Annotated in this window: 21 protein-coding genes; 13 read left to right on the top strand and 8 right to left on the bottom strand. The window is 34.4% G+C overall.

The genetic code is table 11. The annotated features are described in order from the left end of the window. Positions 1 to 148 precede the first annotated feature (148 nt). From EL260_RS02310 to EL260_RS02290, 5 genes are all read left to right on the top strand, one after another. Positions 149 to 1165 (top strand): aminoglycoside phosphotransferase family protein, encoded by a 1017-nt coding sequence (locus EL260_RS02310; RefSeq protein WP_123860641.1) that lies wholly within the window; start codon positions 149 to 151, stop codon positions 1163 to 1165. An 82-nt stretch (positions 1166 to 1247) separates the two neighbouring features. After that, positions 1248 to 1661: a RapZ C-terminal domain-containing protein gene (locus EL260_RS02305; protein ID WP_123858673.1), complete on the top strand. Its 414-nt coding sequence runs from the start codon at positions 1248 to 1250 to the stop codon at positions 1659 to 1661. A 58-nt stretch (positions 1662 to 1719) separates the two neighbouring features. Further along, positions 1720 to 2433, top strand: a complete 714-nt coding sequence (locus EL260_RS02300) for a nucleotidyltransferase family protein (protein ID WP_123858672.1) — start codon at positions 1720 to 1722, stop codon at positions 2431 to 2433. An 8-nt stretch (positions 2434 to 2441) separates the two neighbouring features. Continuing rightward, on the top strand, positions 2442 to 3194 hold the full coding sequence (locus EL260_RS02295) for an LOG family protein (RefSeq protein WP_123858671.1): 753 nt from the start codon (positions 2442 to 2444) through the stop codon (positions 3192 to 3194). Positions 3195 to 3252: 58 nt separating this feature from the next. Then, positions 3253 to 3723: a DUF6702 family protein gene (locus EL260_RS02290; protein WP_228445283.1), complete on the top strand. Its 471-nt coding sequence runs from the start codon at positions 3253 to 3255 to the stop codon at positions 3721 to 3723. A gap of 51 nt (positions 3724 to 3774) precedes the next feature. Here EL260_RS02290 and EL260_RS02285 read toward each other — a convergent pair whose 3' ends face one another. The 3 genes from EL260_RS02285 to EL260_RS02275 all read right to left on the bottom strand — a co-directional run bounded on the left by EL260_RS02285 (position 3775) and on the right by EL260_RS02275 (position 9353). After that, positions 3775 to 4746 (bottom strand): phosphotransferase enzyme family protein, encoded by a 972-nt coding sequence (locus EL260_RS02285; protein ID WP_123858669.1) that lies wholly within the window; start codon positions 4744 to 4746, stop codon positions 3775 to 3777. Positions 4747 to 5037: 291 nt separating this feature from the next. Beyond that, positions 5038 to 6459, bottom strand: coding sequence for a DUF5689 domain-containing protein (locus tag EL260_RS02280; RefSeq protein ID WP_123858668.1), 1422 nt, complete (start codon positions 6457 to 6459; stop codon positions 5038 to 5040). A 26-nt stretch (positions 6460 to 6485) separates the two neighbouring features. Next, positions 6486 to 9353 (bottom strand): carboxypeptidase-like regulatory domain-containing protein, encoded by a 2868-nt coding sequence (locus tag EL260_RS02275; RefSeq protein WP_123858667.1) that lies wholly within the window; start codon positions 9351 to 9353, stop codon positions 6486 to 6488. A gap of 252 nt (positions 9354 to 9605) precedes the next feature. Between EL260_RS02275 and EL260_RS02270 the strand changes: the two genes are divergently transcribed. The 3 genes from EL260_RS02270 (at position 9606) to EL260_RS02260 (ending at position 13089) form a co-directional block, all read left to right on the top strand. After that, a complete protein-coding gene (locus EL260_RS02270) occupies positions 9606 to 10796 on the top strand; it encodes an endonuclease/exonuclease/phosphatase family protein (RefSeq protein ID WP_123858666.1) in 1191 nt (396 codons plus the stop codon). A gap of 50 nt (positions 10797 to 10846) precedes the next feature. After that, positions 10847 to 11269 carry a DUF6146 family protein gene (locus EL260_RS02265; RefSeq protein ID WP_123858665.1) on the top strand — a complete coding sequence of 141 codons (423 nt, stop codon included), beginning with the start codon at positions 10847 to 10849 and terminating at the stop codon, positions 11267 to 11269. A 320-nt stretch (positions 11270 to 11589) separates the two neighbouring features. After that, complete coding sequence (locus EL260_RS02260) at positions 11590 to 13089, top strand: T9SS type A sorting domain-containing protein (RefSeq protein WP_123858664.1); 1500 nt, start codon at positions 11590 to 11592, stop codon at positions 13087 to 13089. A 70-nt stretch (positions 13090 to 13159) separates the two neighbouring features. Here EL260_RS02260 and EL260_RS02255 read toward each other — a convergent pair whose 3' ends face one another. Continuing rightward, positions 13160 to 13756, bottom strand: a complete 597-nt coding sequence (locus EL260_RS02255) for a superoxide dismutase (protein ID WP_123858663.1) — start codon at positions 13754 to 13756, stop codon at positions 13160 to 13162. Positions 13757 to 14035: 279 nt separating this feature from the next. Between EL260_RS02255 and EL260_RS02250 the strand changes: the two genes are divergently transcribed. Further along, entirely contained in the window at positions 14036 to 14785 is a 750-nt protein-coding gene (locus EL260_RS02250; RefSeq protein ID WP_123858662.1) for a 4-hydroxy-tetrahydrodipicolinate reductase, read from the top strand. Between the two features lie 28 nt (positions 14786 to 14813). On the opposite strand, the gene rho is transcribed toward EL260_RS02250, so the two are convergent. Then, positions 14814 to 16646: a transcription termination factor Rho gene (gene rho / locus EL260_RS02245; RefSeq protein ID WP_123858661.1), complete on the bottom strand. Its 1833-nt coding sequence runs from the start codon at positions 16644 to 16646 to the stop codon at positions 14814 to 14816. A 143-nt stretch (positions 16647 to 16789) separates the two neighbouring features. Between rho and EL260_RS02240 the strand changes: the two genes are divergently transcribed. The 4 genes from EL260_RS02240 (at position 16790) to EL260_RS02225 (ending at position 20722) form a co-directional block, all read left to right on the top strand. Continuing rightward, on the top strand, positions 16790 to 17179 hold the full coding sequence (locus EL260_RS02240) for a DUF4293 family protein (RefSeq protein WP_123858660.1): 390 nt from the start codon (positions 16790 to 16792) through the stop codon (positions 17177 to 17179). A 176-nt stretch (positions 17180 to 17355) separates the two neighbouring features. After that, complete coding sequence (locus EL260_RS02235; RefSeq protein ID WP_123858659.1) at positions 17356 to 18279, top strand: M28 family peptidase; 924 nt, start codon at positions 17356 to 17358, stop codon at positions 18277 to 18279. A 231-nt stretch (positions 18280 to 18510) separates the two neighbouring features. Then, on the top strand, positions 18511 to 20349 hold the full coding sequence (locus tag EL260_RS02230) for an ABC transporter ATP-binding protein (protein WP_123858658.1): 1839 nt from the start codon (positions 18511 to 18513) through the stop codon (positions 20347 to 20349). A 22-nt stretch (positions 20350 to 20371) separates the two neighbouring features. Then, complete coding sequence (locus EL260_RS02225; RefSeq protein ID WP_123858657.1) at positions 20372 to 20722, top strand: DUF1801 domain-containing protein; 351 nt, start codon at positions 20372 to 20374, stop codon at positions 20720 to 20722. A gap of 189 nt (positions 20723 to 20911) precedes the next feature. Here EL260_RS02225 and EL260_RS02220 read toward each other — a convergent pair whose 3' ends face one another. The 3 genes from EL260_RS02220 to EL260_RS02200 form a co-directional block, all read right to left on the bottom strand. Further along, on the bottom strand, positions 20912 to 22714 hold the full coding sequence (locus EL260_RS02220; RefSeq protein WP_123858656.1) for an autotransporter outer membrane beta-barrel domain-containing protein: 1803 nt from the start codon (positions 22712 to 22714) through the stop codon (positions 20912 to 20914). A gap of 152 nt (positions 22715 to 22866) precedes the next feature. Beyond that, positions 22867 to 23601: a helix-turn-helix transcriptional regulator gene (locus tag EL260_RS02215; RefSeq protein WP_228445280.1), complete on the bottom strand. Its 735-nt coding sequence runs from the start codon at positions 23599 to 23601 to the stop codon at positions 22867 to 22869. A gap of 1646 nt (positions 23602 to 25247) precedes the next feature. After that, a complete protein-coding gene (locus EL260_RS02200; protein WP_123858654.1) occupies positions 25248 to 25901 on the bottom strand; it encodes a phosphatidylserine decarboxylase family protein in 654 nt (217 codons plus the stop codon).

Genomic DNA, 25901 nt, shown 5'->3' with positions numbered 1-25901 from the left:
AGAAAAAAACTACACAAAATCATTCAAAAAAAGTTCATAAAATAAACTTTATCTCTTAATTTTCATCAACCATTCTCGGCTCTTCCAGCTTACTGTTCCCTTCTTAAAACTATTCATGTTAAATTACTATATTTGTTTCTATATTATTATGACTTCCGAAAACGCAAATCGATTTTTTGAAACCCAACTTGGCAAAAAATCAACTGAATTCATCACATTAGCTCAAAGCGGTTCTGCGAGGGTCAACTTTCTGGCCATAACCGATACTGAAAAATACATCATCACCTACAACGAAAATATTCCGGAAAATGAAAGTTTTCTTTATTATTCTAACGTTTTTTCTGAACTTAAACTTAATACTCCGGCTATTTTTACCATCTCAGAAGACAGGAAAATGTATGTTCAGGAATTTTTAGGGGCGCAAACTTTGTCAGAGATCATTGCAAAAGAACATGTCTCACCCCGTATAAAATCTTTAGTAGAACAAACGCTTGAAAAGCTTTTCAGACTACAGGCTCAAACACAAGGGAAAATTGATTTTTCCAAAACTTTTGAATATGAAAGTTATGATGAGCTTCCTGTGATTCATGACCTATATTATTTTAAAAATTTTGTTGCGGATGTTCTGGAGTTGGAATATAATAAATCTACTTTACTGAAGGAATTTAAAAAAATCGCAGCTTTAGTAGAAAACCTTGAGCCGAAGGGCATTATGATCCGAGATTTTCAGGCAAGGAATATTATGGTGAATGAAAAAGATGAAGTTTCTTTCATCGATTATCAGTCGGCAATGAAAGGTCCCTTAATGTATGATGTCATTTCATTCCTTTTTCAGGCTAAGGCCAATTTTCCGGAAAATTTTAAAAATGAAATGCTGGATTTCTATATTCAACGATTTGAAGATCAAAAAATTCAACATCAACTAAAAAATTCAGTTAAGCCAATTCAGATGATGAGATTCCTTCAGGTTCTGGGAGCCTACGGTTTCAGAGGTCTGATTCAAAGAAAACAGCATTTTATAGGCAGTCTTGAAAAAGGAATCCAAAACATTACCCAATTTGCAGCCTCCTGGGAAGACATGAAAAATTACCCGGAATTGAATAAGGTTATAGAACAATTAACATTACAAGAAACTAAGAAAAAAATTGATACTATTTTAAAATAAAAAGAATTATAAAATAGTATTTTGAGAACAAATACAACTTACCGTAAAATACCTTAATGGTTTAAAAATAAAAAAGAAGAAAATGCTACACATTGACATCCATAGTTTCTCTTACAAAAAAGGAGGAATTCCAAAAGATCATTCAGGAAACGGAGGCGGTTTTGCCTTTGACTGCAGAGGAATATTAAACCCCGGAAGAATTGAAGAATATAAAATCCAAACCGGAAATGATATCGGCGTTCAGGAATATCTTGAAACCAAAACTGAAATGCCTAAATTCCTGGAATTGATAAAATCTCTTGTATCCATTAATATTGAAGATTATCTGGAAAGAGGATTTGAAAATCTTCAGATCAATTTCGGATGTACAGGCGGACAACACAGATCTGTGTATTCTGCTATAAAAATTGCGGAGTTCATCAAAGAAAAATACCCAAATGGCACTGAAGTAACCATTCATCACGACGAACAACCTCAACTGAACAATAGTAATTAGTAATATTCGCTTACCACTATTACATTACTCATTATTCATCACTTATTACTCATACTATATGAAGGCTCTTATTTTCGCTGCCGGAAAAGGCACCAGGCTTAAGCCATTTACAGATCATCATCCTAAAGCGTTGGCAAAAGTAAATGGTATACCCCTTTTAGAAAGAAACATCAATTATCTAAAAGGATACGGAATAAAAGATTTCGTGATTAATATTCATCATTTTGGAGATCAGATTGTTGATTTTTTAAATAAAAATGATAACTTCGGCTGCAAGATTGAAATCTCCGATGAAACCAACGAACTACTGGAAACCGGAGGCGGCTTGATTTTTGCCAGAAGATTTCTTGATCATGGAGAAGATTTTTTAATTTTAAATGCCGATATTTTAACCGATCTCAATATTAATGAATTGGTAAAGTATCACAAAAAAATAAAAGATTTTGCTACTTTAGCAGTATCGGACCGTGAAAGTTCGAGAAAACTACTTTTCAATGATGATAGGGTGTTAAGAGGTTGGCTGAATGTACAAACGGGTGAACAGAGGCTTGCTGAGTTCAATAAAGGGTTTAAGGCTCTTGCTTTCAGTGGCGTTCACTGTATCAACCCTGTTATCTTTGAAAAAATAAAAAGAAAAGGCAAATTTTCTGTTATGGAAGAATATTTGGATCTGATGCAGACTGAACATATACATGGCTTTCTGCATGACAGCATTCTTATAGATGTTGGAAGACCGGAGTCTGTAATAGAAGCCGAAAAACATTTTAAATAATTTTTGCAATGGAAATGGATGGAATTAGGGATGAAAGCTTGGTAAACCCCGAATTAGATAGTAACGAAACAAAGTTACATAACAGCTTCAGACAAAAAACATGGGATGAAACCATTACCAAAGACAGCTGGATGGTTTTTAAAATCATGGCCGAATTTGTGGATGGTTACGAAAAACTGGCAAAAATAGGCCCATGTGTATCTATATTCGGTTCAGCACGTTTGAAGCCGGAAAATAAATACTACGAGATGGCTGTGGAAATTGCTGAGAAAATAACCAAATTAGGTTTTGGAATTATTACCGGTGGTGGCCCAGGAATCATGGAAGCTGGAAATAAGGGAGCATTTAATGCTAAAGGGAAATCAATAGGACTTAATATTGACCTTCCTTTTGAACAGCATTTTAATCCTTACATCAACAAATCTTATTCCATGAACTTTGATTACTTTTTCGTAAGAAAGGTAATGTTTGTAAAATATTCTCAAGGTTTTGTAGTAATGCCTGGAGGTTTCGGAACACTGGATGAGCTCACTGAGGCTTTAACTTTGATTCAAACTAATAAAATTGGTAAGTTTCCCATTGTTTTGGTAGGAACTGAATTCTGGGGTGGATTATTAGACTGGTTCAAAGCAACTTTGTTAAAAGAAGGAATGATTGCAGAAGATGATCTTGATCTTTATCGTGTGGTAGATACTGCTGACGAGGCTGTAGCACATATTAAAGGCTTCTATGATAAATATTCTGTGAATGTAAATTTTTAATTGGCATATTATTTGTGAACTATAACTAGCAAGTATGATTGTAAATCTATTAATTAAGATGAAAAAACTTTTATATATATCAGGAATTTTAACATTTTTTGTGTTAATGAGTTTTATGTATGTAGACTTTTTCTCTTCAATGACCAAAGTGGATTATATTGATGGAAGCAAGACATTGAAGTTTACCACAAAAATGAATACAAGCCATATCTCTGATGCTATTAAAATCAATCCTAACACAGCAGGATTTGAAGCTGAAGTGAAAAAATATGTGAACAATAATTTTGATGTATTTGTCAATGGTGCTCCCAAAACAATTACCTTCACGGGAAGTCAGATCAGCGGAGAAACTGTATGGGTATATTTTGAAACCGCAGGAGTGTCGGATATCAATACCTTAAAGATAAAAAATACGATCCTTTTAAGCGCTTTTCCGAAGCAAATCAACCTGGTAAGTATAGCCTATAAAGGCAGCCAGAAAATGATGAACTTCCAACGAGGAAAAGAAGTGAATGAAGTTTCTTTTTAAACAGATAATTTTGTAATATAAAACCACTGCCAATGTAGTGGTTTTTGTTTTTTAGAATAGTTTGACAAACGCTTCATTTTCTTCACATACAACCTTCAAACCTTTCAGTTGGCTGATGTACTCTTCAGAACATAATTGATCAAATTGTAGCTGCTCTATTCCTTCCCATAGATCCGTCATATGCCGACTCATCATATAATATCTCAGCAATTCCATATTGATTTCATAAGACGGACGCAAATCCTGATAGCATTTCATGAATTCCAAGAAATAAGCTTCCTGATAAAAGCCAAAAATATCAGCTTCGGCAGGTGCATATTTTATCCCTTCCCAATCTATAAGATGGATATTATTTTCATCTGCGATGATGTTCCAGTTATGGATATCTGTATGGCAAAGTACAAAAGAAAAATTACCTTCAGAAAGCTCTGTTTTCCGGGCCTCCAATTCATCAATCTGTCGAATCAGACTGATACGAAACGGCATCAGAACATCTTGAATACCCGGTTTCAATGTTCCTAACTCAGAAGTCAGCCATTCTTTTAATGTATTGAGAAATAAAAGCTGAAATTTTTCTGTAATAGATTCTGTATGGATAGATACAGGAGGTGGTGTTGTGTGAAGCCGAGCCACTATATCAGCCAATTCCTTAATCTGTTTCCCGGTAAGCTGTCTTTCTCCGACAGTATGTCCTTCTATATATTCCATCAGAATGTAAATATAGTTTTCATCTTCTATTTTAATATCTCCGTCATGGGTATGAGTCAGTTTCGAAATCTTTCCTTTTAAAAGAGCATCCGAATTCAACCAATCAATAAAAAACAAATAGGTAGGAACCGAATCCAAAATATAGGCAATAGAACGTCTATTCTTATCATATACCTTCAGAAAAAACAGATTTCCGTCATCTGTATATACTTTATATGCTAATGCGGCCCAACCGGGCTCCATTATCGTAATATTTCTTACGACTATCGGATAGAAATGATTGAGAATATTCTTCAGTTTGTGAATTTCTGTCATGTTTTTTTTTCTTCATTAAACTCTACATAAGTTCATCACTAAAATACGGGAAATAAAAATATTTGTGACATTATAATTTTCACATTATAATATAAAAAAGAAACCGTCTCAAAAGTTTCATCCTGAATAAAATACATGGAATGGTATAGATACATCACCTCACTCAATACCTAACAAATATAATAATCGTTCGTTGAAATCATGATTATTGATAATAAAGAAGCCAGCCCGATTAGGGCTGGCTTCTATTAAATTATAATGAAATTATACAATCTCTCTTTAGGAGAAGAATTACTCAATTCTGATATTATCAATCTGAATATCGTAGTTTCCACCTGTACCGGTTTTGATTGCAAACATATTTTTTCCTTGTGCAATATTAATATCTAAACCTGTAAGATTAAGTTCTACCAATCTCCATTGTCCATTTGTATTAATAGATCCATTGTAAGAGTTAGCAGCTTCTACGTTCAATGAAGCTCCTGTAGTAAATGTCCCTAAGTTGAATACATTAAAGATTGGAGCTGGAGCGCCCGTTGTTTTATATACGTTGAAAGAAAGAGATTTTCCTGTTGCCGTACCTTTAATATACATTGTTATTCTCTTTGGAGAAGCAGGTAATCCAGCTCCGGCATACGCAGTAAATACGTAATCATTTCCACCAGGAGTTCCTTTGATCTGAAGCGAGTTTGCACTCTTATATCCTGGAGTACCTTGAGTCGCATAAGGCTTAATTCCAAAAGTTGGATCAATACCTGCAATAAATGCCGGCCAGTTTTCAAAATCAGCACCCACAAAAAGATTTACCGCAGAAGCAGAAGGAGCTTCAGGCTCACCTGGATTAAATCTGTCATTAGGGAAGTTCATATCAACAAGATCTCTGATGTACGCCTGCTCTGTAAACGTTGTAGTCGTTGGGTTAGATGGACTTGTATAACGGCTCAGACAAAGAACGATATCACCACTTTTTTCATATTTAGGAGAGATTGGAGATTTTGCAAAGGTTGCAAAATTACTGAATCTAAGATCTAATCTCGTTGCTTTTTTATCTGTGATATAACGGTCACCTGTAGCATTATCGTCAGCAAAGTTTTTAGTTAATTCAGCATCTTCAAACTGAACATTCTTAATTTTCACAAGCTGATTGATGTGAGCTCCATCTTTAAGGGCTTCTGCAATAGAATTAAATTCTAATGGCTTCATAACGGCTACTACCGGTTTTTGCCCATCACAAACTCTTGCTACATAATCAGAAACTTTATTCTGACTAATTCTTCCAATCACATAGTTTGGATCAAAAGACCCTACTTTAATATTTCCATTAGAACCCTGAACAATAAGCCCCTTAAGATTAATTCTTAGCAAAGCTCCTGTTGGAAAAGATAAATATTGGCTTCCTGCATCAATATCCAATTCTATACCCTGTGTAGGGTTTTCAGGCTTATCCTGAAGGAACATGATCTTATAAATATTTCCTGATTCATCACTTGAAGATACATATGCTTCAACGATATAATCTTCAGCGATAATATCGGCAGCAGTAGGTTTAGCCTTAGCAATAGCTACAAGATCTGATAGCTTATGATTTGCAGCACCAAACTTATTGGTACATTTAATTTCTGGAACGTCGTAATCATCTGTCTTTACACAAGACGAAATCGTTAGTATTGAAAGAGCAGTAAATATAGCCGCTTTAAAATATATATTTTTCATTGTTTTCAATTTTTAAATTTATTTTTTTAGAATCTGAATTGAAGATTAACAAAATAAGATCTTCCTTGGTTATACCAATATTTAGGAGCAAATACCATATTACCGCTATCAAAATCTTTTGCATAATCATTGTAATTTACGTTTCTGGTCTGCTCGAATCCTCCTGTAATATAGTTTCTGTTATTAAGGATATTATTTACAGAAGCAGATAATAGAACATAATACTTACCAATCATCCAAGACTTACCAGCATTTACATTAAAGAAGAATGCAGTAGGTAATTTTGTAGGAGTAAGAACTCTTGCCAGCTCTTCTGGTGTAACATTATCGTAAGGTACTCCAGGAGTGGTTGGGTTGGTATAGAATCTTTCTGTTCTGGTTACCGGAGACGGGTCTAAGAATGAGTGCCCGAAATAGTTCCAGGTAGCCCCTACCCACCAATATTTAGGACTGCTGTAACGAAGACCTAAAGTATATGCCTCTTGTGGAGTTCCACCTTGTCTGTAGTTTTTAAGGGTAGCCTCTCCCATGTTGGTATAAGATCTTGATACAAGATTTCCATTACCATCAAGCTCTCTGAAGGTCCCTACTGCATCAGATGCAAAATAAACGGTAGGGTTATTAGTATAAGTATATTGTCCTACACTTAATAAACCTGTGGCAGTTAAAGTAGGTGTAAGTTTTACCTGTGCACCAAGCTCAATTCCCATGTTTCTTTTGTTGGCACCTGCAAGCACCTGAGTAATAAAGGCACCGTCCTGAACAGGAGCCTGTCCTCCATTTTCGTCAAGAGTTGTTAATTTAATCCCTTGCGCAAAATATCTTTGTACACTTGTTTCGTTTTGAGTATTAACAAGGTATCCTGTCAATCTAAGTTTAACAATCGGAGTAGAAATTACATAACTCAAATCATTGGCGTCAATCACAACATTTTTAATTCCTGGAGTTGCAACACCACTTACTCTCGTGTTAAAATAAATATCATTCAGGAATGGAGATTGTGAAAAGTACGCTCCGTTGTAAACAAGGAAATTTCTTCCATTGATTTTGTAAGTAACCTGACCTTTAACTCCTACATTCCAGAAGTTTTTGTCTTCTCCTTTTCCGTAAGATGACTGGTACAGGTAGTGCTGAAACTTACCTTCTCTGCTATTGTTTGTATATCCGAAGAATCCGGAAACAAAAACATCAAATTTACCTGTTGCGAATTTAAATGCCGGATTTACTTTTACTTCCTGTCTTGTGAAAATATAGTCATAACCAATTTTATCCCCTTTTCTTTTAGCAACATCAGCTTTGCTTTCTCTTGTGTTAAATTGTCCCCAAACGCTATCTCCAGTTAAGTTATTTGCAAACGGGTCCATATTCAGAGCAAAATCAGCACCTAATAAATCGTTTACTTCTCTGTATTGTTCAGATCTGTAATTCTGATAAGATAGGTTTAAAATGAAACGTGAAGTATCATTGAAATTATATGTGTAATGAGTTGAAGCATTAAATACTTTATCATCTTTTACATCATCCACAAGGAAGTAAGCTGCTCTTCTACCTCCAAATTCAGGTCTGTAAAGATTCTCACTTCTGTTGGCAGTATAAAGATTATCCCAATTGATCTGTGTATGAGATTCATCATTATTCGTCCACCAATCGGTAAGACGGGCTAAATCTCCCTGAGAATTAGGGTTATTTTTGAACCAGCTTGGTAAATTACGGTAGTAAGTTGGTGATGGGTTAGGTGCTCTATACCAGTCTAACCTTGAGCTATATTCTTTACCGAATTGGTAAGAAATAGAAGTCCACAATTGGGAGTTTTTATTGATTTTCCAGAAATCCTGTAACTGGAACATTGGCTGAAATCCTCTTTTTACTCTTTCATTTCTCTTTTCTCCATTTTGCCATCCCCAGTAAGAATTGTAATGAATTCCTCTGAAATCATATACTTCCTGAGTACTTGGGCTTGAAGAGCTTCTTTCATATTTTGAACCAATAACGTTGAAAGTCATGGTATGACTATCACTGAATTTCTTCTCAACTCCAATATAACCGCTGTAAGCATCATATGCAGTACCATCCTGGATTCCTTCCTGAGCCCATCTTCTGGCGATCATTCCTGTAAATGCCCATCCGTTCTTATTCATCCCGGAAGAGAATCTATAGGATAATCTGTTTCTGTAATTTCTGTTGGTTAGAGAGTATGTCAGCTGGCTCCCTTTTCTATACTCACTGGCTTTTGTATTCTTATAAAATACACCGGTAGTTCCCCCGAAAGCATATTCGGAAGGAGCATGATTCACTGCAATTTCCGGATAACGGGTAATCTCGTTCAAACCTCCCCATGTGCTGAAGTCTACATCTCCGTTATCTGCCCCAGCCATGGAAATACCGTTGATCATATTCTCTCCAGTTCTGCTGTCGTTTCCTCTTGGGCGGAACCAATATTGCCCTAGATCAAAGCTGGCAATTCTGTTGAATACATCCTGAGAAGACTGAAGTAAACCTACTGTAGCAGTTTGCTGTGAGCCTCCACTATCACTTTCTCCAGAGTCCTCTACGATTGCTAGACCCTGATCAGCACCTGTAAGTGCAGAATAAAGAGTAATTACTCCAAGATCTTTTCTTTTCTCATCAGAAGTTACATCAAATTCTAAAATTTTAGTTTCAAAATTTGATTTTGTAACCATAATTTGATAATGTCCCGGCATCAAATCTGCAAACTGGAAGTACCCGATTTTGTCAGCCTTTGCATCATTTCCTGCTCCTTTTAAATCCACATTTGCTTGCTCAACAGGTTTTCCATCCGCATCCTTAAGATACGCAAACACTGTAGTCTGCGCAAAATAATAAGACGCAGGCAGCAAAGTGAATAAAGAGATTAATGATAATTTTTTAATCATGAGTATATTAATTTTTTTTAATACTTTTCTTACTAATTCTCAACAGTTTAAAAGTTGGGGGCACAAATTTAATCAAAATTTACAATTCAAAACTTTTTTAACGTTATTTTTTCTTAACATTGCAAACTTTTAAGAATCATTATATAAAAAATATTCATATTAAGGCATATAAATTTACAAATATTTAAAATGCTTTGAATTAAAAAAAAGTAAATTTGCGGATTAAATAATATTAATAATAACTCTAAGAGGATGAAGAGATTTTCGAGTCTGTTTGCCATCATTTTTTCAATAATGGCATTCTCACAACAACAAGGAAAACTGAGAAAAGTGGCCACTATAGGTTTCTTAAATGTAGAAAACCTTTGGGATACTATTCGCTCAGCAGATTATATAGATGGTACTAAAGATATCAAAAATCCTGCTTTTCACAGAAGTATTCCCTATGATTCTATTAAGTTTCTGGATGCTGAAAAGTATAACGGACCATGGAGTGATGGTGCTTTGATTGGTAAAAAAGTAGTAAGAGAACAAAGTGGCTCTGAGGAATTCACTCCCAAAAGCGCAAAAAACTACGGCTCAAAAATCTACAAAGCAAAACTTGCAAATGAAGCAAAGGTAATTTCTGAAATGGGAGCACAATATACCAAAACAGCTCCAGCAGTAGTAGGTTTAATAGAAGTAGAAAACAGACAGGTCATTCAAGACTTAATTGATGAGCCTGCCTTAAAGAAATATGATTACGGAATCATCCACTACAATTCTTATGATTATAGAGGAATTGATGTGGCATTAATCTATCAGAAAAGAAGATTTACCCCTACCAATTCGTTAAAAAAAGAATTGGTAATTTATGGTGATAACGGAAGAAGAGAATATACAAGAGATATCTTAGTAGTAACCGGATTCCTTGACAACGAAAAAGTTGCATTTTTCATGAACCACTGGCCTTCAAGAAGAGGAGGTGAAGCAATGTCACTCCCTAAAAGAAACGCTGCAGCAGCTTTACTAAAACAACAAATGGACAGTATAAGAACTGCAGATCCTACAACAAAACTTTTTGCAATGGGTGACTTTAACGACGACCCTGTTAGCCCAAGTTTAAAAAACCATCTGAAAGCCCAGGCAAGCCCTAAAGATCTAAGCGAAACCACTCCTTATCTTAATCTGATGTATCCTTTATACAAAAAAGGAGTAGCTTCTTTAGCTTACCAGGACGCACCTAACTTATTTGACCAGATTATTGTTTCTAAAAATTTAATTTCTGATCAGGTAACAAAAGAATATTCAATCTATAAAACAGAAATCTTTGCACCAGCTTATCTGGTAAACAAAGAAGGAAACTATAAAGGCTATCCTTTCAGATCCTGGAATGGAGATCAATTTACAGGCGGCTACAGTGACCACTTCCCGGCGTTTGTAGTTCTCCAGAAAGAACCATAAAAAATTTAGGCACTCTTATTGGAGTGCTTTTTTTATAAAATAATAAAATCATGAAAAATCTTATTGTACTATTCTTTATTGCCTTTATCCCCTTCAGCTGTCTTTCACAGCAAAATGCTTCTAAAAAAGATAAAGAGCAGAATGAAATGAAACCCTCTAAAAATGAAGATGGAGAATGGGATCTTACTGTTATGGATACTCAATTCGATTATTTTCTTAATGCCGTAGCCAAACCTATAAGCCAATATTCAGAATCTTTTCTGAAAACAAAAAATACATTCCTCGTGAATGAATGGAACAGCTATTATAGCACCGGAAAATATAGAAACATCATAGAATCCGGAATAGACTACAATCCAAGGGAAAATTACGGGATAAAGTTTGAATACAAGCTTTACCAGGTATTTTCCTATGTAAACTGGAAATACGGATTAAAAATGAATGGTTTATCCGGAAGTGAAGTAAGCAGGTAAAATAAAACGCCTACATCAATTAAAATATATTAACAAAAAATATGTTTTTAAATCAAAAACAAAAATAAATACTAATATTATTTAATTTTATAAAATATTTTAAACATTTTATTCAGGTTTTAATATATTTGTATATCACTGATCCTTGATTTTTCAGTGAACAATAACCATAAACTAAATTTAAAACCATGAAAAAAACATCTTGTACAGCATGCTGTTCAGCTATGCAATCTTCTACCCTGCAGACATTTCGCTCTGTGAATATCAACCTGTTTGATAAGCTACTAAATCCCGACTCATATTAACAAAAACAATGGAATATGAGAAATACAATTAAACTTATCCTATTTTCAATTCTACTATCGTGGACGCCATTTTACTCACAAACAGGAAGTGACATCATTTTTTGCCTGGACAACAGTGGTTCTATAAGTGATGTAGCTTTCAATCAAATGACCGTTTCCACAAGAAAGCTCATGGAAGAAGTTTTAAAATGTAACCGTGATAACCGAGTTTCTGTAGTACATTATGGAACAGATTTCCCTGGAATGACTCCTTCTGTTCCAAGAATCTATATAGAATCTAATTTTACTAATGATCTGACCACTGCTCAAGCATTTTCAAGAAGGTTAGGAAATGGTGACCATTTCCATGATGCAGTTAGTTTAATAGGAGCAGCTCTTGATCACTACCCTCATCCTGATATTGTAAGTCCACAGAAATCCTTGGATAAGCACCGTGAGAGACCATTAGTTATCATCTTGTTTTCTGATGCAGAAAGGGCCAATGGGAGCCTGAGTAATGGTTCTTATTTGGTCAACTTCAATCCTCCAAACGGATTGCATGAGGATAATGCTTTTGCAGCCTTTACAAAGTTTAAGATGGATAGAAATGCGAAATTTATTGTGGTACATGTTAACGATTACTCGCCTTATATAGAAGCGGCGGCCAACATTGCAAGCCGTGGAGGATCATATACTGGAAATATTGAACAATACAATGATGATCCGGATCACAATCTACTCCCTAGATTTTACCTTAACAAAACAAATTTTACATTAACGAACACAGAAATATCTTCATTAAGTAATGACATTTGCAAAATGAATACTGCCTATGTCGATTTCACTTATCAAGCTCGTTCCTGTAAAATTCCTGTAAGTTTCCCATTACATATCAATGGAAACTATTCAATTCCACAAGGAGCAAGCCTTGTAAACTTTCAAGTCTCACTTTTAGATATATCAACAAGTGCAATTTATCCAACATCTGCAGCAGTTAATTTCCCTAACCCTAATGAGTTTGAATTTACCGTAAACCAGGCAGACCTTACTAATCCGCCTTCAGGGCAATACAAATTCATTATTGAGCTTGTTTATTCTCTTGGTGGTAATAATGATGGAATTCATGCTGAAAACACTATCAATTCTCCTTATGATTTTATGTACTGTGAGAATTTGCGTACTGAAACAAACGTGTCTAATCCTGCTGCTAAGTTCGCAAGACCAAAAGATAAGGATTACCGTATTGATCTTAATGCGGATCCTAACAACACGAAATCTATGCTTAAAGAAAAAGTTCAGCAGAAAAACATTCAGGTTTCACCAAATCCTAATAATGGAGTATTTGTAGTATTGCTTGACAAAGAACGCTCAGGGACATTACAAATAAATGATATCAATGGTAAAATTATCTTTGAAAGATCATTTAGCAACGAAAAAGAAATAGCTGTTGATATTCATTCATTACCCTCTAATACATACCTTGTAAAAGTAAACGCAGGTAACGAAGTGTTCACTCAGAAAATAATAAAAAGATAAATTTAAAAAAATATTAAACTAAAAAGGTTCAGAAAATTTCTGAACCTTTTATTTTTATAATAGCTAAAAATTATTTGTTGAATAATTCTTCTACCTTATCCCAGTTTACTACTTCAAAGAATGCAGAAACATAGTCAGGTCTTCTGTTTTGGTAGTTAAGGTAATAAGCGTGCTCCCAAACATCTAATCCTAAAACCGGAGTTCCTTTAACGTCTGCAACAGGCATTAATGGGTTATCTTGGTTTGGAGTTGAAGAAACAGATACAGATCCGTCAGCATTTTTTACTAACCAAGCCCAACCTGAACCAAATCTTGTTTTAGCAGCATCAGAGAAATCAGTTTTGAATTTTTCAAGACCACCATAGTTCTCGATAGCAGCTTTTACGTTTCCTACTGGTTCTTTGCTTCCACCAGGAGTTAAAATTTCCCAGAATAAAGAGTGGTTGAAGTGTCCTCCTCCATTGTTTCTTACCGCTGGCTTGTCAGTTCCTGTCTGGCAGATTTCTTCAATAGTTTTTCCTGCTAAATCAGTTCCTTCAATGGCTTTATTTAAATTGTCAATATACGCTTGGTGGTGCTTCGTATAATGGATTTCCATAGTTCTTGCATCGATCGTAGGTTCTAATGCATCGTATGCATATCCTAATTTTGGTAATTCAAATGACATAATCTTTATTTTTAATGTTATACTTCAAAATTAGCCAATATTTAAGGTATTATCAAAGATTGGGGATTACTTTAATAAATCTTTAACATTGATATCTTGATTTAGAATGAATTAAATTTTTAAATATTTCTAATTTCATCAGGTAACCCTGTTTACTTTGGTGTTCCATATCCTATTCAAAGCATGGTTTATTTTCAATTTCGTAACTTCCACAATATGAAGTAAGTTTTTATAAAAACACTTCTCTCTCTGAATGTTTAACTTTAAATACTTTTTATTATGAAAATCGGACTTTTTGGATTTGGAAAAGCAGGAAAAGCTGTAGCGTCAGTCATTCTTCAAAACAAAGATCATTCTCTACAATGGGTTTACAGAAAATCAAACAGATCTTCTACCACAGATGCTGCAGACTTTCTTGGAGTGGAAAGTGATGATCCCGGTCATTTTTATTCAGAGAAAAGAATAAGTGTGGAAGAATTACTTGAAGAGCATCCGGTAGATGCCATCATTGACTTTTCATCCCAGGATGGAATTTATACTTACGGAGAATCTGCCGCACAAAAGAAGGTTAGAATCATATCAGCGATTTCCCATTATTCTGACAAGGAAGTACGTTTTCTGAATAAACTAGCTCAGAAAGCGACTGTATTTTGGTCACCTAATATTACTTTGGGTATTAACTATTTACTATATGCCGCTCAGTTCTTAAAAAAGATCGCTCCTTCTGCAGATATTGAAATAGTGGAAGAGCATTTTAAAGATAAACAGGGAATTTCAGGAACTGCCATCCGGATTGCAGATGTTCTGGATTTGAAGGATGAAAAGATAAATACCATCAGAGCCGGTGGAATTGTTGGAAAACATGAGGTTATTTTCGGTTTTCCATTCCAGACGGTAAGGCTCATTCATGAATCTATTTCAAGAGATGCCTTTGGTAACGGAGCTTTATTTGCTGCCGAACATCTCATCAATAAAAAACCGGGCTTCTATAAATTTGAGGATTTATTGCATCCTTATTTCAAAGTATAGAAGCCCGGCCTATTAACAATTTAATTTATTATTTATTCATAGACATCAGGAATTCTTCATTATTAAGAGTTCCTTTGATGTTTTTATTTACAAATTCCATTGCTTCTACAGGATTCATTTCAGAAAGATATTTTCTAAAAATCCACATTCTCTGAGAAGTTACTTCATCCAGAAGAAGATCATCTCTACGGGTGCTAGAAGAAATTAAATCAATAGCAGGATAAATTCTTCTGTTTGCAATTTTTCTATCTAGTTGAAGCTCCATGTTACCCGTCCCTTTGAATTCTTCAAAGATAACTTCATCCATTTTAGAACCTGTATCAATTAATGCGGTAGCAATAATCGTTAAGGAACCTCCGCCTTCAATTTTTCTTGCTGCTCCGAAGAATCTTTTCGGTTTATGAAGTGCATTCGCATCCACCCCACCGGAAAGAACTTTACCTGATGCAGGCGTTACAGTATTGTATGCTCTTGCTAATCTCGTAATAGAGTCCAATAGGATCACTACATCGTGTCCACATTCAACCATTCTCTGAGCTTTTGCCAGGACAAGGTTAGCCACTTTCACATGTTTTTCTGCAGCTTCATCAAATGTAGAAGCAATAACTTCTGCATTTACGCTTCTTTCCATATCGGTAACCTCTTCCGGACGCTCATCAATCAGAAGGACCATCATATATACTTCTGGATGATTAGCCGCAATAGAATTAGCAATATCTTTAAGCAACATGGTCTTACCTGTTTTAGGCTGTGCAACAATCATCGCTCTCTGCCCTTTTCCGATTGGTGCAAATAAATCTACAATTCTTGTCGAAATAGTAGACTCACTTCCTGCAAGATTGAATTTCTCTTCAGGGAAAAGTGGTGTAAGATATTCAAATGCAACACGATCCTTAATAAATGCAAGATCACGCCCGTTTACTTCTGTAGGCTTTAATAATGAAAAATATTTCTCACCTTCTTTTGGTAGTCTTACAATTCCTTTAACGGTATCTCCTGTTTTCAACCCATAATTTCGGATCTGTGCTGTAGAAACATACACATCATCAGGAGAAGAAATATAGCTAAAGTCTGATGAACGTAAAAATCCGTAGTTATCAGGTAATATTTCCAACACTCCTTCAATGCTTACCATTCCATCGAAACTGAATTCTTTTTTATGATCATGCTGCTCCTCTGCCTTTTCAGAATGTCTGTTTTGATTCTGATTTTGGTGTTGGTTTTGATGCTGATGCTGGTTTTGATTTTTATGTTGGTTTCCACTGTTCTGTGGATGGTTGTGTCCTTTTTGAGGTCTGTTAGCCTGTGGTTGTTGAGGAGGAGTATTATTAGGCTTTTCTTCTGCCTGAACAGGCTCTGGAGATTCTGTGTTTTTAGGAGCTTCTGTTTTCTCCTGGGAAGTTTCTGTATTTCCAGTATTGGTAGAAACTCTTTTTCTTTTTTTCTTAGCTGAATTGGCTGCAGATGATTCTTCATTTACTGTTGCTTCTACTGCTTCAGCTATAGGCTCTTCTGTTTTTACTTCTTCAGCAACCGGCGTTTTTTCTTCTACTTTTTCCTCTACTTTTGGTTCTGCCGGTGCTTTCGCACTTGCCCTTGGCTTTGCTGGGGCTTTCTTTGGAGCAGCTTTTTTTACCGGAGCCTTTACAGTTTTTTCTGCTGGAGCTTCTTCAGTATTGGTGCTGGTTTCCGTGGCGTTGAAATAATCTTTTGATACTTTAGGATTAGAAGCCTGAAAGTCAAGAATTGCAAAGATCTTATCATTATCATTGCTGTTTCTTGCAACTTTAACGCCCAAATCCTTTAAGATTTTAGTCAGTTCCGTTACGGATTTTGACCTTAACGTTTCTATGTTAAACATATTTATGTAAAAATGTAATTAATTGTGAGTAAGAAAAGTAAGTCCGGTGACTTTTGTTTTCAAGTACATTGTATAATGCAAATCTACACTTATTTTTGAATTGTGCAAAATTTATATTATTTTTGCCTAGAATTTAATATTCAATGCTACAGAGAATACAAACTATATGGACTTTATTAGCAGTTTTAGCTGCTGTTTTCCTTTTTATAACGGGACAGGATGTTGTAATTTCAGACAGTATTCCTGTACTTAATATAGGATGTATCATCCTTGTTATCATTGGATCATTAAGTGTTTTCAGTTTTAAAAACAGAAAAAGACAAATTTTGCTGAATACCATCAGCATCATTATAAACGCTTTGTTGATTGGTGTATTGGCGTACTGGCTGCTAAACTTATCCGGAGGAATTCATTTTCCTGAGAAGGGTATTGAGCCGATTTTCCCATTAATTGCGGTAATATGTCTGCTGATAGCAAACGTATACATCCGAAAAGATGAGAGGCTCGTGAAATCTGTAGACAGACTACGATAACCTTACAACGATTTTTTGAGTGAGAACAGTTCCTTTTTGGAACTGTTTTTTATTTTTATATAGCTGTACTCTTCAATTCTAATCTGTAATTCTTTCCGAATCAGGTAATTTATGTAACTTCCTTGCAACATTTTGATCAAAAAGACGACAGATCCAATAACTTTTAATTAAAGACTATGAAAAAGCTAACTTATCTTACTTTATCCTTATTCTCCATATCCACTTTTGCTCAGGAAGTTTCAAAAGAAAGAGTAAAAACCGTTATTTCCACTCTCGCCTCTGATGAAATGAAGGGACGAGAAATCGGAACCCCGGAAAATGATAATGCAGCCAACTATATTGCTACATTATTCAAGGAAAACAATCTTGAATACTGTACCGGAAACTCCTATCTGATTCCTTTTGACTACAATGGTAAAACCGCTTATAATGTTTGCGGTATAAAGAAGGGTAAATCTGATAAAAACCTTGGCTTTTCAGGACATTTTGATCATATTGGAACCAACAATAAAAGTGGAGACAACATTTACAACGGTGCCGATGATGACGCAAGCGGAATTACTACACTGGTAGGCATCGCAGATTATTTTAAAAATAAGAAGCCTGAATTTTCAATGGTTTTCATGGCTTTCAACGGAGAAGAAAAAGGAATGTTAGGATCACAGGCTATCTCTGAGGATAAGAATCTTGATAAAATTTACAATAATATGGCCGCCCTTTTTAATTTTGAAATGGTAGCTACTGAATCCCAATGGGGTAAAAATGCATTATATATGACTGGAGACGGCTTTTCAGATCTTGATGAGCTATTCAATAAACATGCAGTAAATGGGTTAAAAATCAATGCTGATCCATATGCTAAGCAGCAACTCTTTTATCGTTCAGATAATGTGAGCTTTGTAAAAAAGAAAATTATTGCGCATTCATTTTCAACGGTTGACATGACCAAAGCAACGCATTATCATCATGTGAATGATGACATGAATATTGTTGATGTTGATAATATGACCCAGATCATTAATAACTTTGGAAAGACATTAGATAAATTAAGTCCTAAAAACTTTGCTCCAAAGTATAACGATCAGGTCAATTTTAATTAATTCTGACTTTCACATAAATGCCGCCGATAAGGCGGTTTTATTTTGACCTTAACCGAAATTCTGCATTTTTTAACCTTACGTTTTACTCGTATTTTGCACTTCTTTCTCACTTTATTTCAAAGCGTTGTAACAAAGATCCTCATTTTGAAACTTATCCATTAAAGTAAAACTGGATTAAGAACGTCTTATCTTCTAATTTTACGTAATTTTGCTATCCAAATTTTTCATTGAATGAATGAGTATAAAAAAATCCTGAGGTTCGCCAAACCCCATCAAAAATATATCTATGGAAGTTTATTTTTCAACATATTGTATTCTGTATTTCAGATTGCTTCTCTGGGGACTATTTTACCGGTTTTAGGGATGCTTTTCGGCACCATTAAGCCTGAAAAATATGAAGTACCTCCTGTTTATTCCGGTGACATTACAGATTTCTTCACTTATATAAAAGAATATTCCAACTATTATGTTCAGACATTAGTCAGTACTCACGGTGCCCTTACGGTTCTCGCATGGCTTTGTGTGATTACTGCCTTTATGTTCTTTTTAAGAAATGCATTCCGATACTTCGGGTCCTTATTGCTCATCAACTATCGTGTTGGAGTTACTAAAGATCTTCGTGGTGCGATGTACAGAAAAATACTTTCTTTACCGGTATCCTTTTTTACAGAAAGCCGAAAAGGTGATATGATGTCCCGTATGTCTAATGATGTAGGTGATGTTGAAGGAAATATTTTGGGAAGTTTAATAGAACTTATCAATGCACCTTTCATGCTTATCAGCACATTGATTACTTTATTTTTCCTGAGTGCGGAAATGACTCTTTTCTCTCTGCTTGTACTTCCTGTAATGGGAACAATGATTGCGCTCATTGGAAAAAGTCTTAAAAAAGATTCTCATGAAGCACAACATGAGTTGGGAACCATCTTTTCTATTGTAGATGAAACTTTAAAATCTTCAAAGGTTATTAAAATATTTAATGCCGAAAAGATCATGGACAACCGTTTCATGAAATCAATGAACAAGTGGATATCAAGTTCTATCAACTTAGGTAAAAAGAAAGAATTAGCCTCTCCAATGAGCGAATTCCTAGGTTCTATCACCTTTTTGATCATTGCATGGTATGGAGGTAAACAAATCATTGTGGAACAAAGCATATCGCCTGCTGATTTTCTGGTATTCCTGGGAATGTTCTTCCAGATTCTTCCGCCTGCAAAAAGTTTATCAACATCCATTTCCAATGTACAGAAAGGAGAAGCTTCCCTGAAAAGAGTATTGGAAATTCTTGATGCTGATGTAAAAATCGAAGAAATTGCAGAACCGGTTTCCATTTCAACGCTTAATAACAATATTGAATTCAAGAATATTGGGTTCTATTATGATAAAGCCAATCTTATCCTTAAAAACTTTGAGCTAACAATTCCTAAGGGTAAAACGGTTGCATTGGTAGGACAAAGTGGAAGTGGAAAAACCACTATTGCTAATCTTTTAGCAAGATTCTATGATGTTTCTGAAGGACAAATCCTTATTGATGGTGTAGATATTAAACATTTAAAATTACAGGAATACCGCCAGCTTCTGGGAATGGTAACTCAAGAGTCTGTATTATTCAATGATTCTGTTTACAACAATATTCTGATGGGTAAACCTGATGCTACCAGAGAAGAGGTGATTGCAGCGGCTAAAATTGCGAATGCAGATACATTTATTACAGGTCTTTCTGAAGGATATGATACCAATATCGGAGATGATGGAAACAAACTTTCCGGAGGTCAGAAACAAAGGGTATCTATTGCAAGAGCTGTATTGAAGAATCCACCGATCATGATTCTGGATGAAGCCACTTCAGCCCTGGATACTGAATCTGAAAGATTTGTACAGGATGCTTTGGAAAAAATGATGGAAAACAGAACTTCACTTGTGATTGCTCATCGACTTTCAACCATCCAAAAAGCAGACTGGATTGTGGTAATGGAAAAAGGAACAATTGTAGAACAGGGAACTCATCATGACCTTATTGCTAAAAAGGGCATGTATAACAAACTTGTTGAACTTCAAAACTTTGACTAATTATTTTTAAATCCATATAAAAATGAATCCTATACAAGAGTATTTCTACAGAATCGAAGAGCCTGAAAGAAGTACTCTTCTTTTTTTACGGGAAACCATCCTGGCTTCAGATCCTGAAAACATTACAGAAACTTTCAGCTTTGGACTTCCCTTTATCAAATACAAAAAGAAAATGCTGTGTTATTTCTACTACAGCAAAAAATACAAAAAACATTACCTTAGCTTTTATCACGGTGATAAACTCGATTATCCGGAATTGGTCAAAGACGGCAGAAAGAAATTTAAAATCCTTCTGATCAACACAGATGAAGATCTACCTGTCTCGCTTATTCTGGAAATTCTCACAAAAGTAAAGGATAATATAAAAGGATAATTTACGGGTCATTAAACAGACATTCATATTATTCTCTAGTCTTCTTTTGCAACCTTATATTTTTACATAATCGTAGTTTTCGTTTCCAAATTATATTAAAAAAAACACCAATGATATAAATATCATTGGTATTAATTCTAGTATTATTTACTCTTTGTGTTTTTAAGATTAACTATAGGAAAATAGTTATTAATGTGTATTTACTCCACTAAATTCAGCTTGTTTTATACCCCAAGCCAAAGCATTAGCATAGAATATAGAATTGTATACATTCATCTTTGTACCATTACCATAATTTGGTTTAGGAATTGGTTTAAAGTTTGTATCTGCATAAAAAGGACAAATTGTATCAGAAGTATTCGGAGCAGCAACTGTTCCACATTGAGAATTAAATCCTCCATCTCCTACCCAGATGAAATTTAATGTATTGTGTCTAAAAGCTGTTACCCTTCCTACTGTACCTGAAGGTGTGGCACTAGATATATTGGTATCTCCAGAGTATATTGTGATATCACTTGCAGGCAGACCTGTCGCATATGTTGTAGCAGATGCATCTTCTCCCCACTGAAGTCCTCTTATGTCTCCAAAAGGACCATTAAGAATAGCATCATTCGTCAACGGAAGCTTATAAATTGAACCTGCCGTATTAACACTTCCTACATTTACAGAACCGTCAAAGACACTGCTCAAAAGATTCTGCATTCCTGTGTTATTTTCAGAATAAGCAATCACAACACCACCTTTTAATAAATAGTTTTTAATTATCTGAGCTTCATTAGCACCCATACCCCATATATATCCTATCACAATAATATCTACAGCATTGGCACCTGTTGTCCAGGTAGTCAATTGAGCGGCACTTGGAGCACCTCCACCGTTAATTACCTGATCCCACCCTTCATATTTCACTGTACTATTTGCTAAAGGTCCATAATTCGCTCCAGCTTTAAGGACCTGACCTGAAGGAGATGTACCGGAAACATTATATCCACATCCATCAGGAGCATCTCCAATAGCCAATAACTTTTTCTTAGGAATTACTACAACTACATTTACAGAACATGTTGTAGAAACTCCGCCCTTGCTATCAGAAGTAATTACCATGCTTTTAGTAGTCGTAGAAGTTGGTGCCCCTGATCCATTTAAGGTTATATTTTGAGTTCCTGTAGCTGTAAACGTTCCTGAAGCACTAAATGAAATACCATCTACTGTATTGGTTGTAATAGTATAGCTTCCCAATGCAGAAACATTAACAGGTAGCGTAATGGTATTTGAAGCAGTTAGATTTGTTCCTACCTTATAGACACCATTTACAGTTGCACTACCACAACTCATAGTATAGGTTCCAGCTGCGCTTAAAACGTTTACCGTGATAGAAGGAGTACAGGTAACGTCTACTCCATTTGAGGAAAGTGATACTGTATTTACCTGCACCGCAGTAGGTGTACCTTGCCCTGGGATCTGAACAGTCTGCGCACCCGTGTTTAGGAAAACACCTGTTCCATAAAAGTTATATCCATTAGTTGTAGTACCGGAAATGGTATAATTCCCAACTTTGGTAACATTTACAGAAATGCTTAGATAATTAGAATTGGTTAATTCTTTTCCTTGAACATAGGTTCCCATTGCTTTGGAATTTGAACAGTCAATCGTAAATACAGATTTTCCGATTTGTCCACAGACACTTTTCCATTCATTATCTGCCAGGCTCCAATAGTTATAACAGTCTTCCGTTGTGTTAAAAATTGTAAGGCCATCATCCTTAGCAGTGTTTATGGCAATAGCATCCCTTTGTGCTTCCGTAAGTCTAGGAATTAGTATTCCTTTATTATTTCCTCCAGACACAACATCTAAGACAGAATTTAGATTAGGAGAAGTAGTGTTTATTCCTACTGGACCGTTGTAAGTCTGTGAATAAAGTTTTCCAAAAGTGAGGAGCAGTAGTAGTAGCAAAGTCCCGATTTTGGTTTTTGTAAATTTTAAATTCATCATGTTTTATATGTATTAATATTAATTTGTTCAACTAATAATCCTTAAGCCTTTGTGATTTTCGGCTACAAAGTTATTATAGATGTTAAGAATTCGACAAATCAATACCGCACAATACTACGCATGCGTATCAAAACTCATTAAATCTAGCGAGTCTATATTTTAAGAATAAAATTATTAATATTCATATTCGAGGTAATGTTTAGTTTTTTTCGAATTCTGTATTTCCGACTTTCCACAGCCCTTACACTACTGTTTATAGATGTTGCAATTTTTTTAGTATCAAAATTTAATCTCATTAAAGCACAAATATGCAGTTCAGAATAAATAAGACCATTATTAATATTTAAAATTTTGGGAATAAATTCAGGAAAAAACAATTGAAATTTTTCAAAAAACAAAGGAGAATTATCTTCTGCAAGATTTATAATTTCTGCAATATTATCCTGCGTTAAATTGTTATTAATTACCTGTTGGTACATCAGCTCGTTATTCACTTTTTGCAGATCGCCAATTGTAGAATCTTTTATTTCAGTCTCTTTCTTCAAACCATGGATCAGCTTATCTTTTTGAGAAACAAAATAAATATCAATCAGAAAAGTTGTAATGGCAAAAAGAACATTAAGCAGCTTTATAGTTCTTAGGTCTTCTTGATTTATATATCCACTTCTTGGCAAAAAATCAAGATCAAAATACATGCATACTATAAAATTTGCTGCTACAACACTCACAATAAGTAGTATTGTATTAAAATCATATTTATAGTTAAAATAAAAAGGAAGAGCAAAAAGGAGAGAGAAATAGAAATATTCAACTCCCGCATCTTTCCAGGTATACACGTGGAAAACACTTATTATAAAAGTAAGAATCAGAAAAATAAGAACAATCATATTCTTTATAACATTTCTGAACCTTGCTAACTTCCCTTTTACACTTATTAGAACGAGCCAAAAAAGAGTAATAATAATTAGGAATACAGAACTAAGAAGATCTCCAAAGAAAAAAATAATAAAAACAGAATAGAATAGAAATAGCAAAAAAAGAAAAAGCAAATATCGATTGATAAGCATTAAATCATTGCGATCAAAATCATTATCCAGTGATTCAAGCTCACTATTGATTATATAATAAAATATTTTTTTCATCATCCTAAAAATATCATTGTAAAGGACAATTTAATTGACTCGCGTCATTGCCCAAGAAGGTTTGGAAACTTAAACACTATAAAAATCCGAATATTACAACAATGCTAATTTAAAAAAATCAGCAAACAAATTAATAAAAACAGATTACGTATTTAAAACTAACACAGTATAGACTCATTTACAAATAAAAGCTCAATTACAAGAAATCATGAAATTGATAGGTAGGAAGAACTCTTTCCATTTAGTAATACTATTTCTGCTAATCTTAAAATGATTTGCAAGTTCTGTATTGTTGAGATTATTTTTTCTGATAATTTAAAATTTCCAGAATAGAATTCTTGTCATATGATCGGAGTTGCTTATTGCTAATTTTTAGAATATTTAATTTCTCCAAAAACTAGCCTATCCATATTGAAAATATCTATTACAGTATTCATATCCTCAATCCTATTTTTGAGTTGAGAATCATTATTTTTCTCAGGATATTTCTCTCTGATAATATCGTATATATTTTTTTATAATTTGGTATCATATCTAATCTAATCATTTTTTCTTAATTCATTTATAATTTATAAAGAGTTGTTTTAGGTATGTTATAATTCAAAATCACTTCATGAGGAGTCATTTGTTTCGTAAAAATTTTTCCGAGAATAAAATTCTTCACATTCTGAGTATACACACTTTTTCTAAATACAGGGAATATATTTTTTAAAGGCAATTAGGTTTTTATAGAGGCTGCATTTAAAATTAAATGGCCAGTGTATAATCTAAAAAATCATATTTTAAAAGCTTACTCCATTTTAATAAAAGGTCATTATCCATACTTTTTGCTCAAACATCTTCTGAATTTTTTCCTCACTGCATTTGAAAAATTTGGAAATTCTCTTACTCGAAATCTGAAGTCCCTTGAAAATCTGTTTGGAAGTATACATAGATTTTACTTAGCAAAATTATTATTAAAAACTCAATAACGATAAGAAATATACACACGCAATAACACTCGTGAGTAGTAAAAATCGTAAAAAAAGAGCTTCAATTTAAATCTTCAACAAATAAAAAATGAAATAGAAATTTATTTTTTAGTTATTTTTTTCTCTAATTACCTATCCTCAACAATTTGAATCTATAAAATCAGACGAGTACGTTTCGTTTTATAAAATAAAAGATCTTCATCTAAAACAATTAGATAGAGATTATTTAAAAGGAGTAAGAAATATTTTTTACGGCAAAAAGGAAGCTAATCTCACATAATGGTTGGATATAAAATCTGACACATAACAATATCCTTCGCCACCAATAATACTGTTTATCATATTTATACATCTAAAAAAGAAATAAGAAAGGAGAAAACTACGTTTTCTCCTTTCTATATGTTTTGATTTTGCCTAATATTAATCTCTCAATTTGGCAATGACATCCAATCCTCCTTTGGTAATGTCTCCGATCTTACAGATGATTTCAGTATCTAAAGGCAGAAATACGTCCATTCTTGACCCGAATTTAATAAATCCAAACTCATGTCCGGCTTTAGCCTGATCTCCTTCATTACAGTAGAATACGATCCTTCTGGCTACATATCCTGCAATTTGTCTGAAAACCACTTTATGATTGGTTTCAGTTTCAATAGCTACGGTTGTTCTTTCATTCTCTGTAGATGACTTTTCATGCCATGCTACCAGGTATTTTCCAGGATGGTATTTTTTATATATTACCTTCCCTGTAACCGGGTATCTACAGATATGAACGTTCAAAGGAGACATGAAGATAGAAACCTGAATGGCCTTTCCTTTAATGAATTCATTTTCTTCCACTTCTTTGATCATTACCACTTTTCCGTCAACCGGAGCAATTACGTTCTCTTTATGGTCAAGAATAGTACGATTCGGGACTCTGAAAAACCAAAATACCAGACAGTAAATAACCAACAAAGGTGCAATGATCAGCAAAGACCATATTTTAAGGAAATAGATAGCTAATGCCCCCAATACCAGAAAAAGTATCGTGGCTACGGTAATCGTTCCTTTTGATTCTCTATGTAATTTCAT

The organism is Chryseobacterium nakagawai, from assembly GCF_900637665.1.
Classification (GTDB): domain Bacteria; phylum Bacteroidota; class Bacteroidia; order Flavobacteriales; family Weeksellaceae; genus Chryseobacterium; species Chryseobacterium nakagawai.
The sequence above is the reverse complement of the archived record's forward strand: the minus strand, read 5'-3'. Positions and strand labels throughout refer to the sequence as shown.

Bases quoted from the DNA above. Each gene is read 5' to 3' on its own strand.
- EL260_RS02240 (WP_123858660.1), top strand. From the start codon at position 16,790: ATGCTACAGAGAATACAAACTATATGGACTTTATTAGCAGTTTTAGCT.
- EL260_RS02285 (WP_123858669.1), bottom strand. From the start codon at position 4,746: ATGACAGAAATTCACAAACTGAAGAATATTCTCAATCATTTCTATCCG.
- EL260_RS02260 (WP_123858664.1), top strand. From the start codon at position 11,590: ATGAGAAATACAATTAAACTTATCCTATTTTCAATTCTACTATCGTGG.
- EL260_RS02225 (WP_123858657.1), top strand. From the start codon at position 20,372: ATGAATCCTATACAAGAGTATTTCTACAGAATCGAAGAGCCTGAAAGA.
- rho (WP_123858661.1), bottom strand. From the start codon at position 16,646: ATGTTTAACATAGAAACGTTAAGGTCAAAATCCGTAACGGAACTGACT.
- EL260_RS02265 (WP_123858665.1), top strand. From the start codon at position 10,847: ATGAAAAATCTTATTGTACTATTCTTTATTGCCTTTATCCCCTTCAGC.
- EL260_RS02200 (WP_123858654.1), bottom strand. From the start codon at position 25,901: ATGAAATTACATAGAGAATCAAAAGGAACGATTACCGTAGCCACGATA.
- EL260_RS02295 (WP_123858671.1), top strand. From the start codon at position 2,442: ATGGAAATGGATGGAATTAGGGATGAAAGCTTGGTAAACCCCGAATTA.
- EL260_RS02215 (WP_228445280.1), bottom strand. From the start codon at position 23,601: ATGATTGTTCTTATTTTTCTGATTCTTACTTTTATAATAAGTGTTTTC.
- EL260_RS02280 (WP_123858668.1), bottom strand. From the start codon at position 6,459: ATGAAAAATATATATTTTAAAGCGGCTATATTTACTGCTCTTTCAATA.
- EL260_RS02310 (WP_123860641.1), top strand. From the start codon at position 149: ATGACTTCCGAAAACGCAAATCGATTTTTTGAAACCCAACTTGGCAAA.
- EL260_RS02235 (WP_123858659.1), top strand. From the start codon at position 17,356: ATGAAAAAGCTAACTTATCTTACTTTATCCTTATTCTCCATATCCACT.
- EL260_RS02250 (WP_123858662.1), top strand. From the start codon at position 14,036: ATGAAAATCGGACTTTTTGGATTTGGAAAAGCAGGAAAAGCTGTAGCG.
- EL260_RS02300 (WP_123858672.1), top strand. From the start codon at position 1,720: ATGAAGGCTCTTATTTTCGCTGCCGGAAAAGGCACCAGGCTTAAGCCA.
- EL260_RS02220 (WP_123858656.1), bottom strand. From the start codon at position 22,714: ATGATGAATTTAAAATTTACAAAAACCAAAATCGGGACTTTGCTACTA.
- EL260_RS02275 (WP_123858667.1), bottom strand. From the start codon at position 9,353: ATGATTAAAAAATTATCATTAATCTCTTTATTCACTTTGCTGCCTGCG.
- EL260_RS02230 (WP_123858658.1), top strand. From the start codon at position 18,511: ATGAATGAGTATAAAAAAATCCTGAGGTTCGCCAAACCCCATCAAAAA.
- EL260_RS02290 (WP_228445283.1), top strand. From the start codon at position 3,253: ATGAAAAAACTTTTATATATATCAGGAATTTTAACATTTTTTGTGTTA.
- EL260_RS02255 (WP_123858663.1), bottom strand. From the start codon at position 13,756: ATGTCATTTGAATTACCAAAATTAGGATATGCATACGATGCATTAGAA.
- EL260_RS02305 (WP_123858673.1), top strand. From the start codon at position 1,248: ATGCTACACATTGACATCCATAGTTTCTCTTACAAAAAAGGAGGAATT.
- EL260_RS02270 (WP_123858666.1), top strand. From the start codon at position 9,606: ATGAAGAGATTTTCGAGTCTGTTTGCCATCATTTTTTCAATAATGGCA.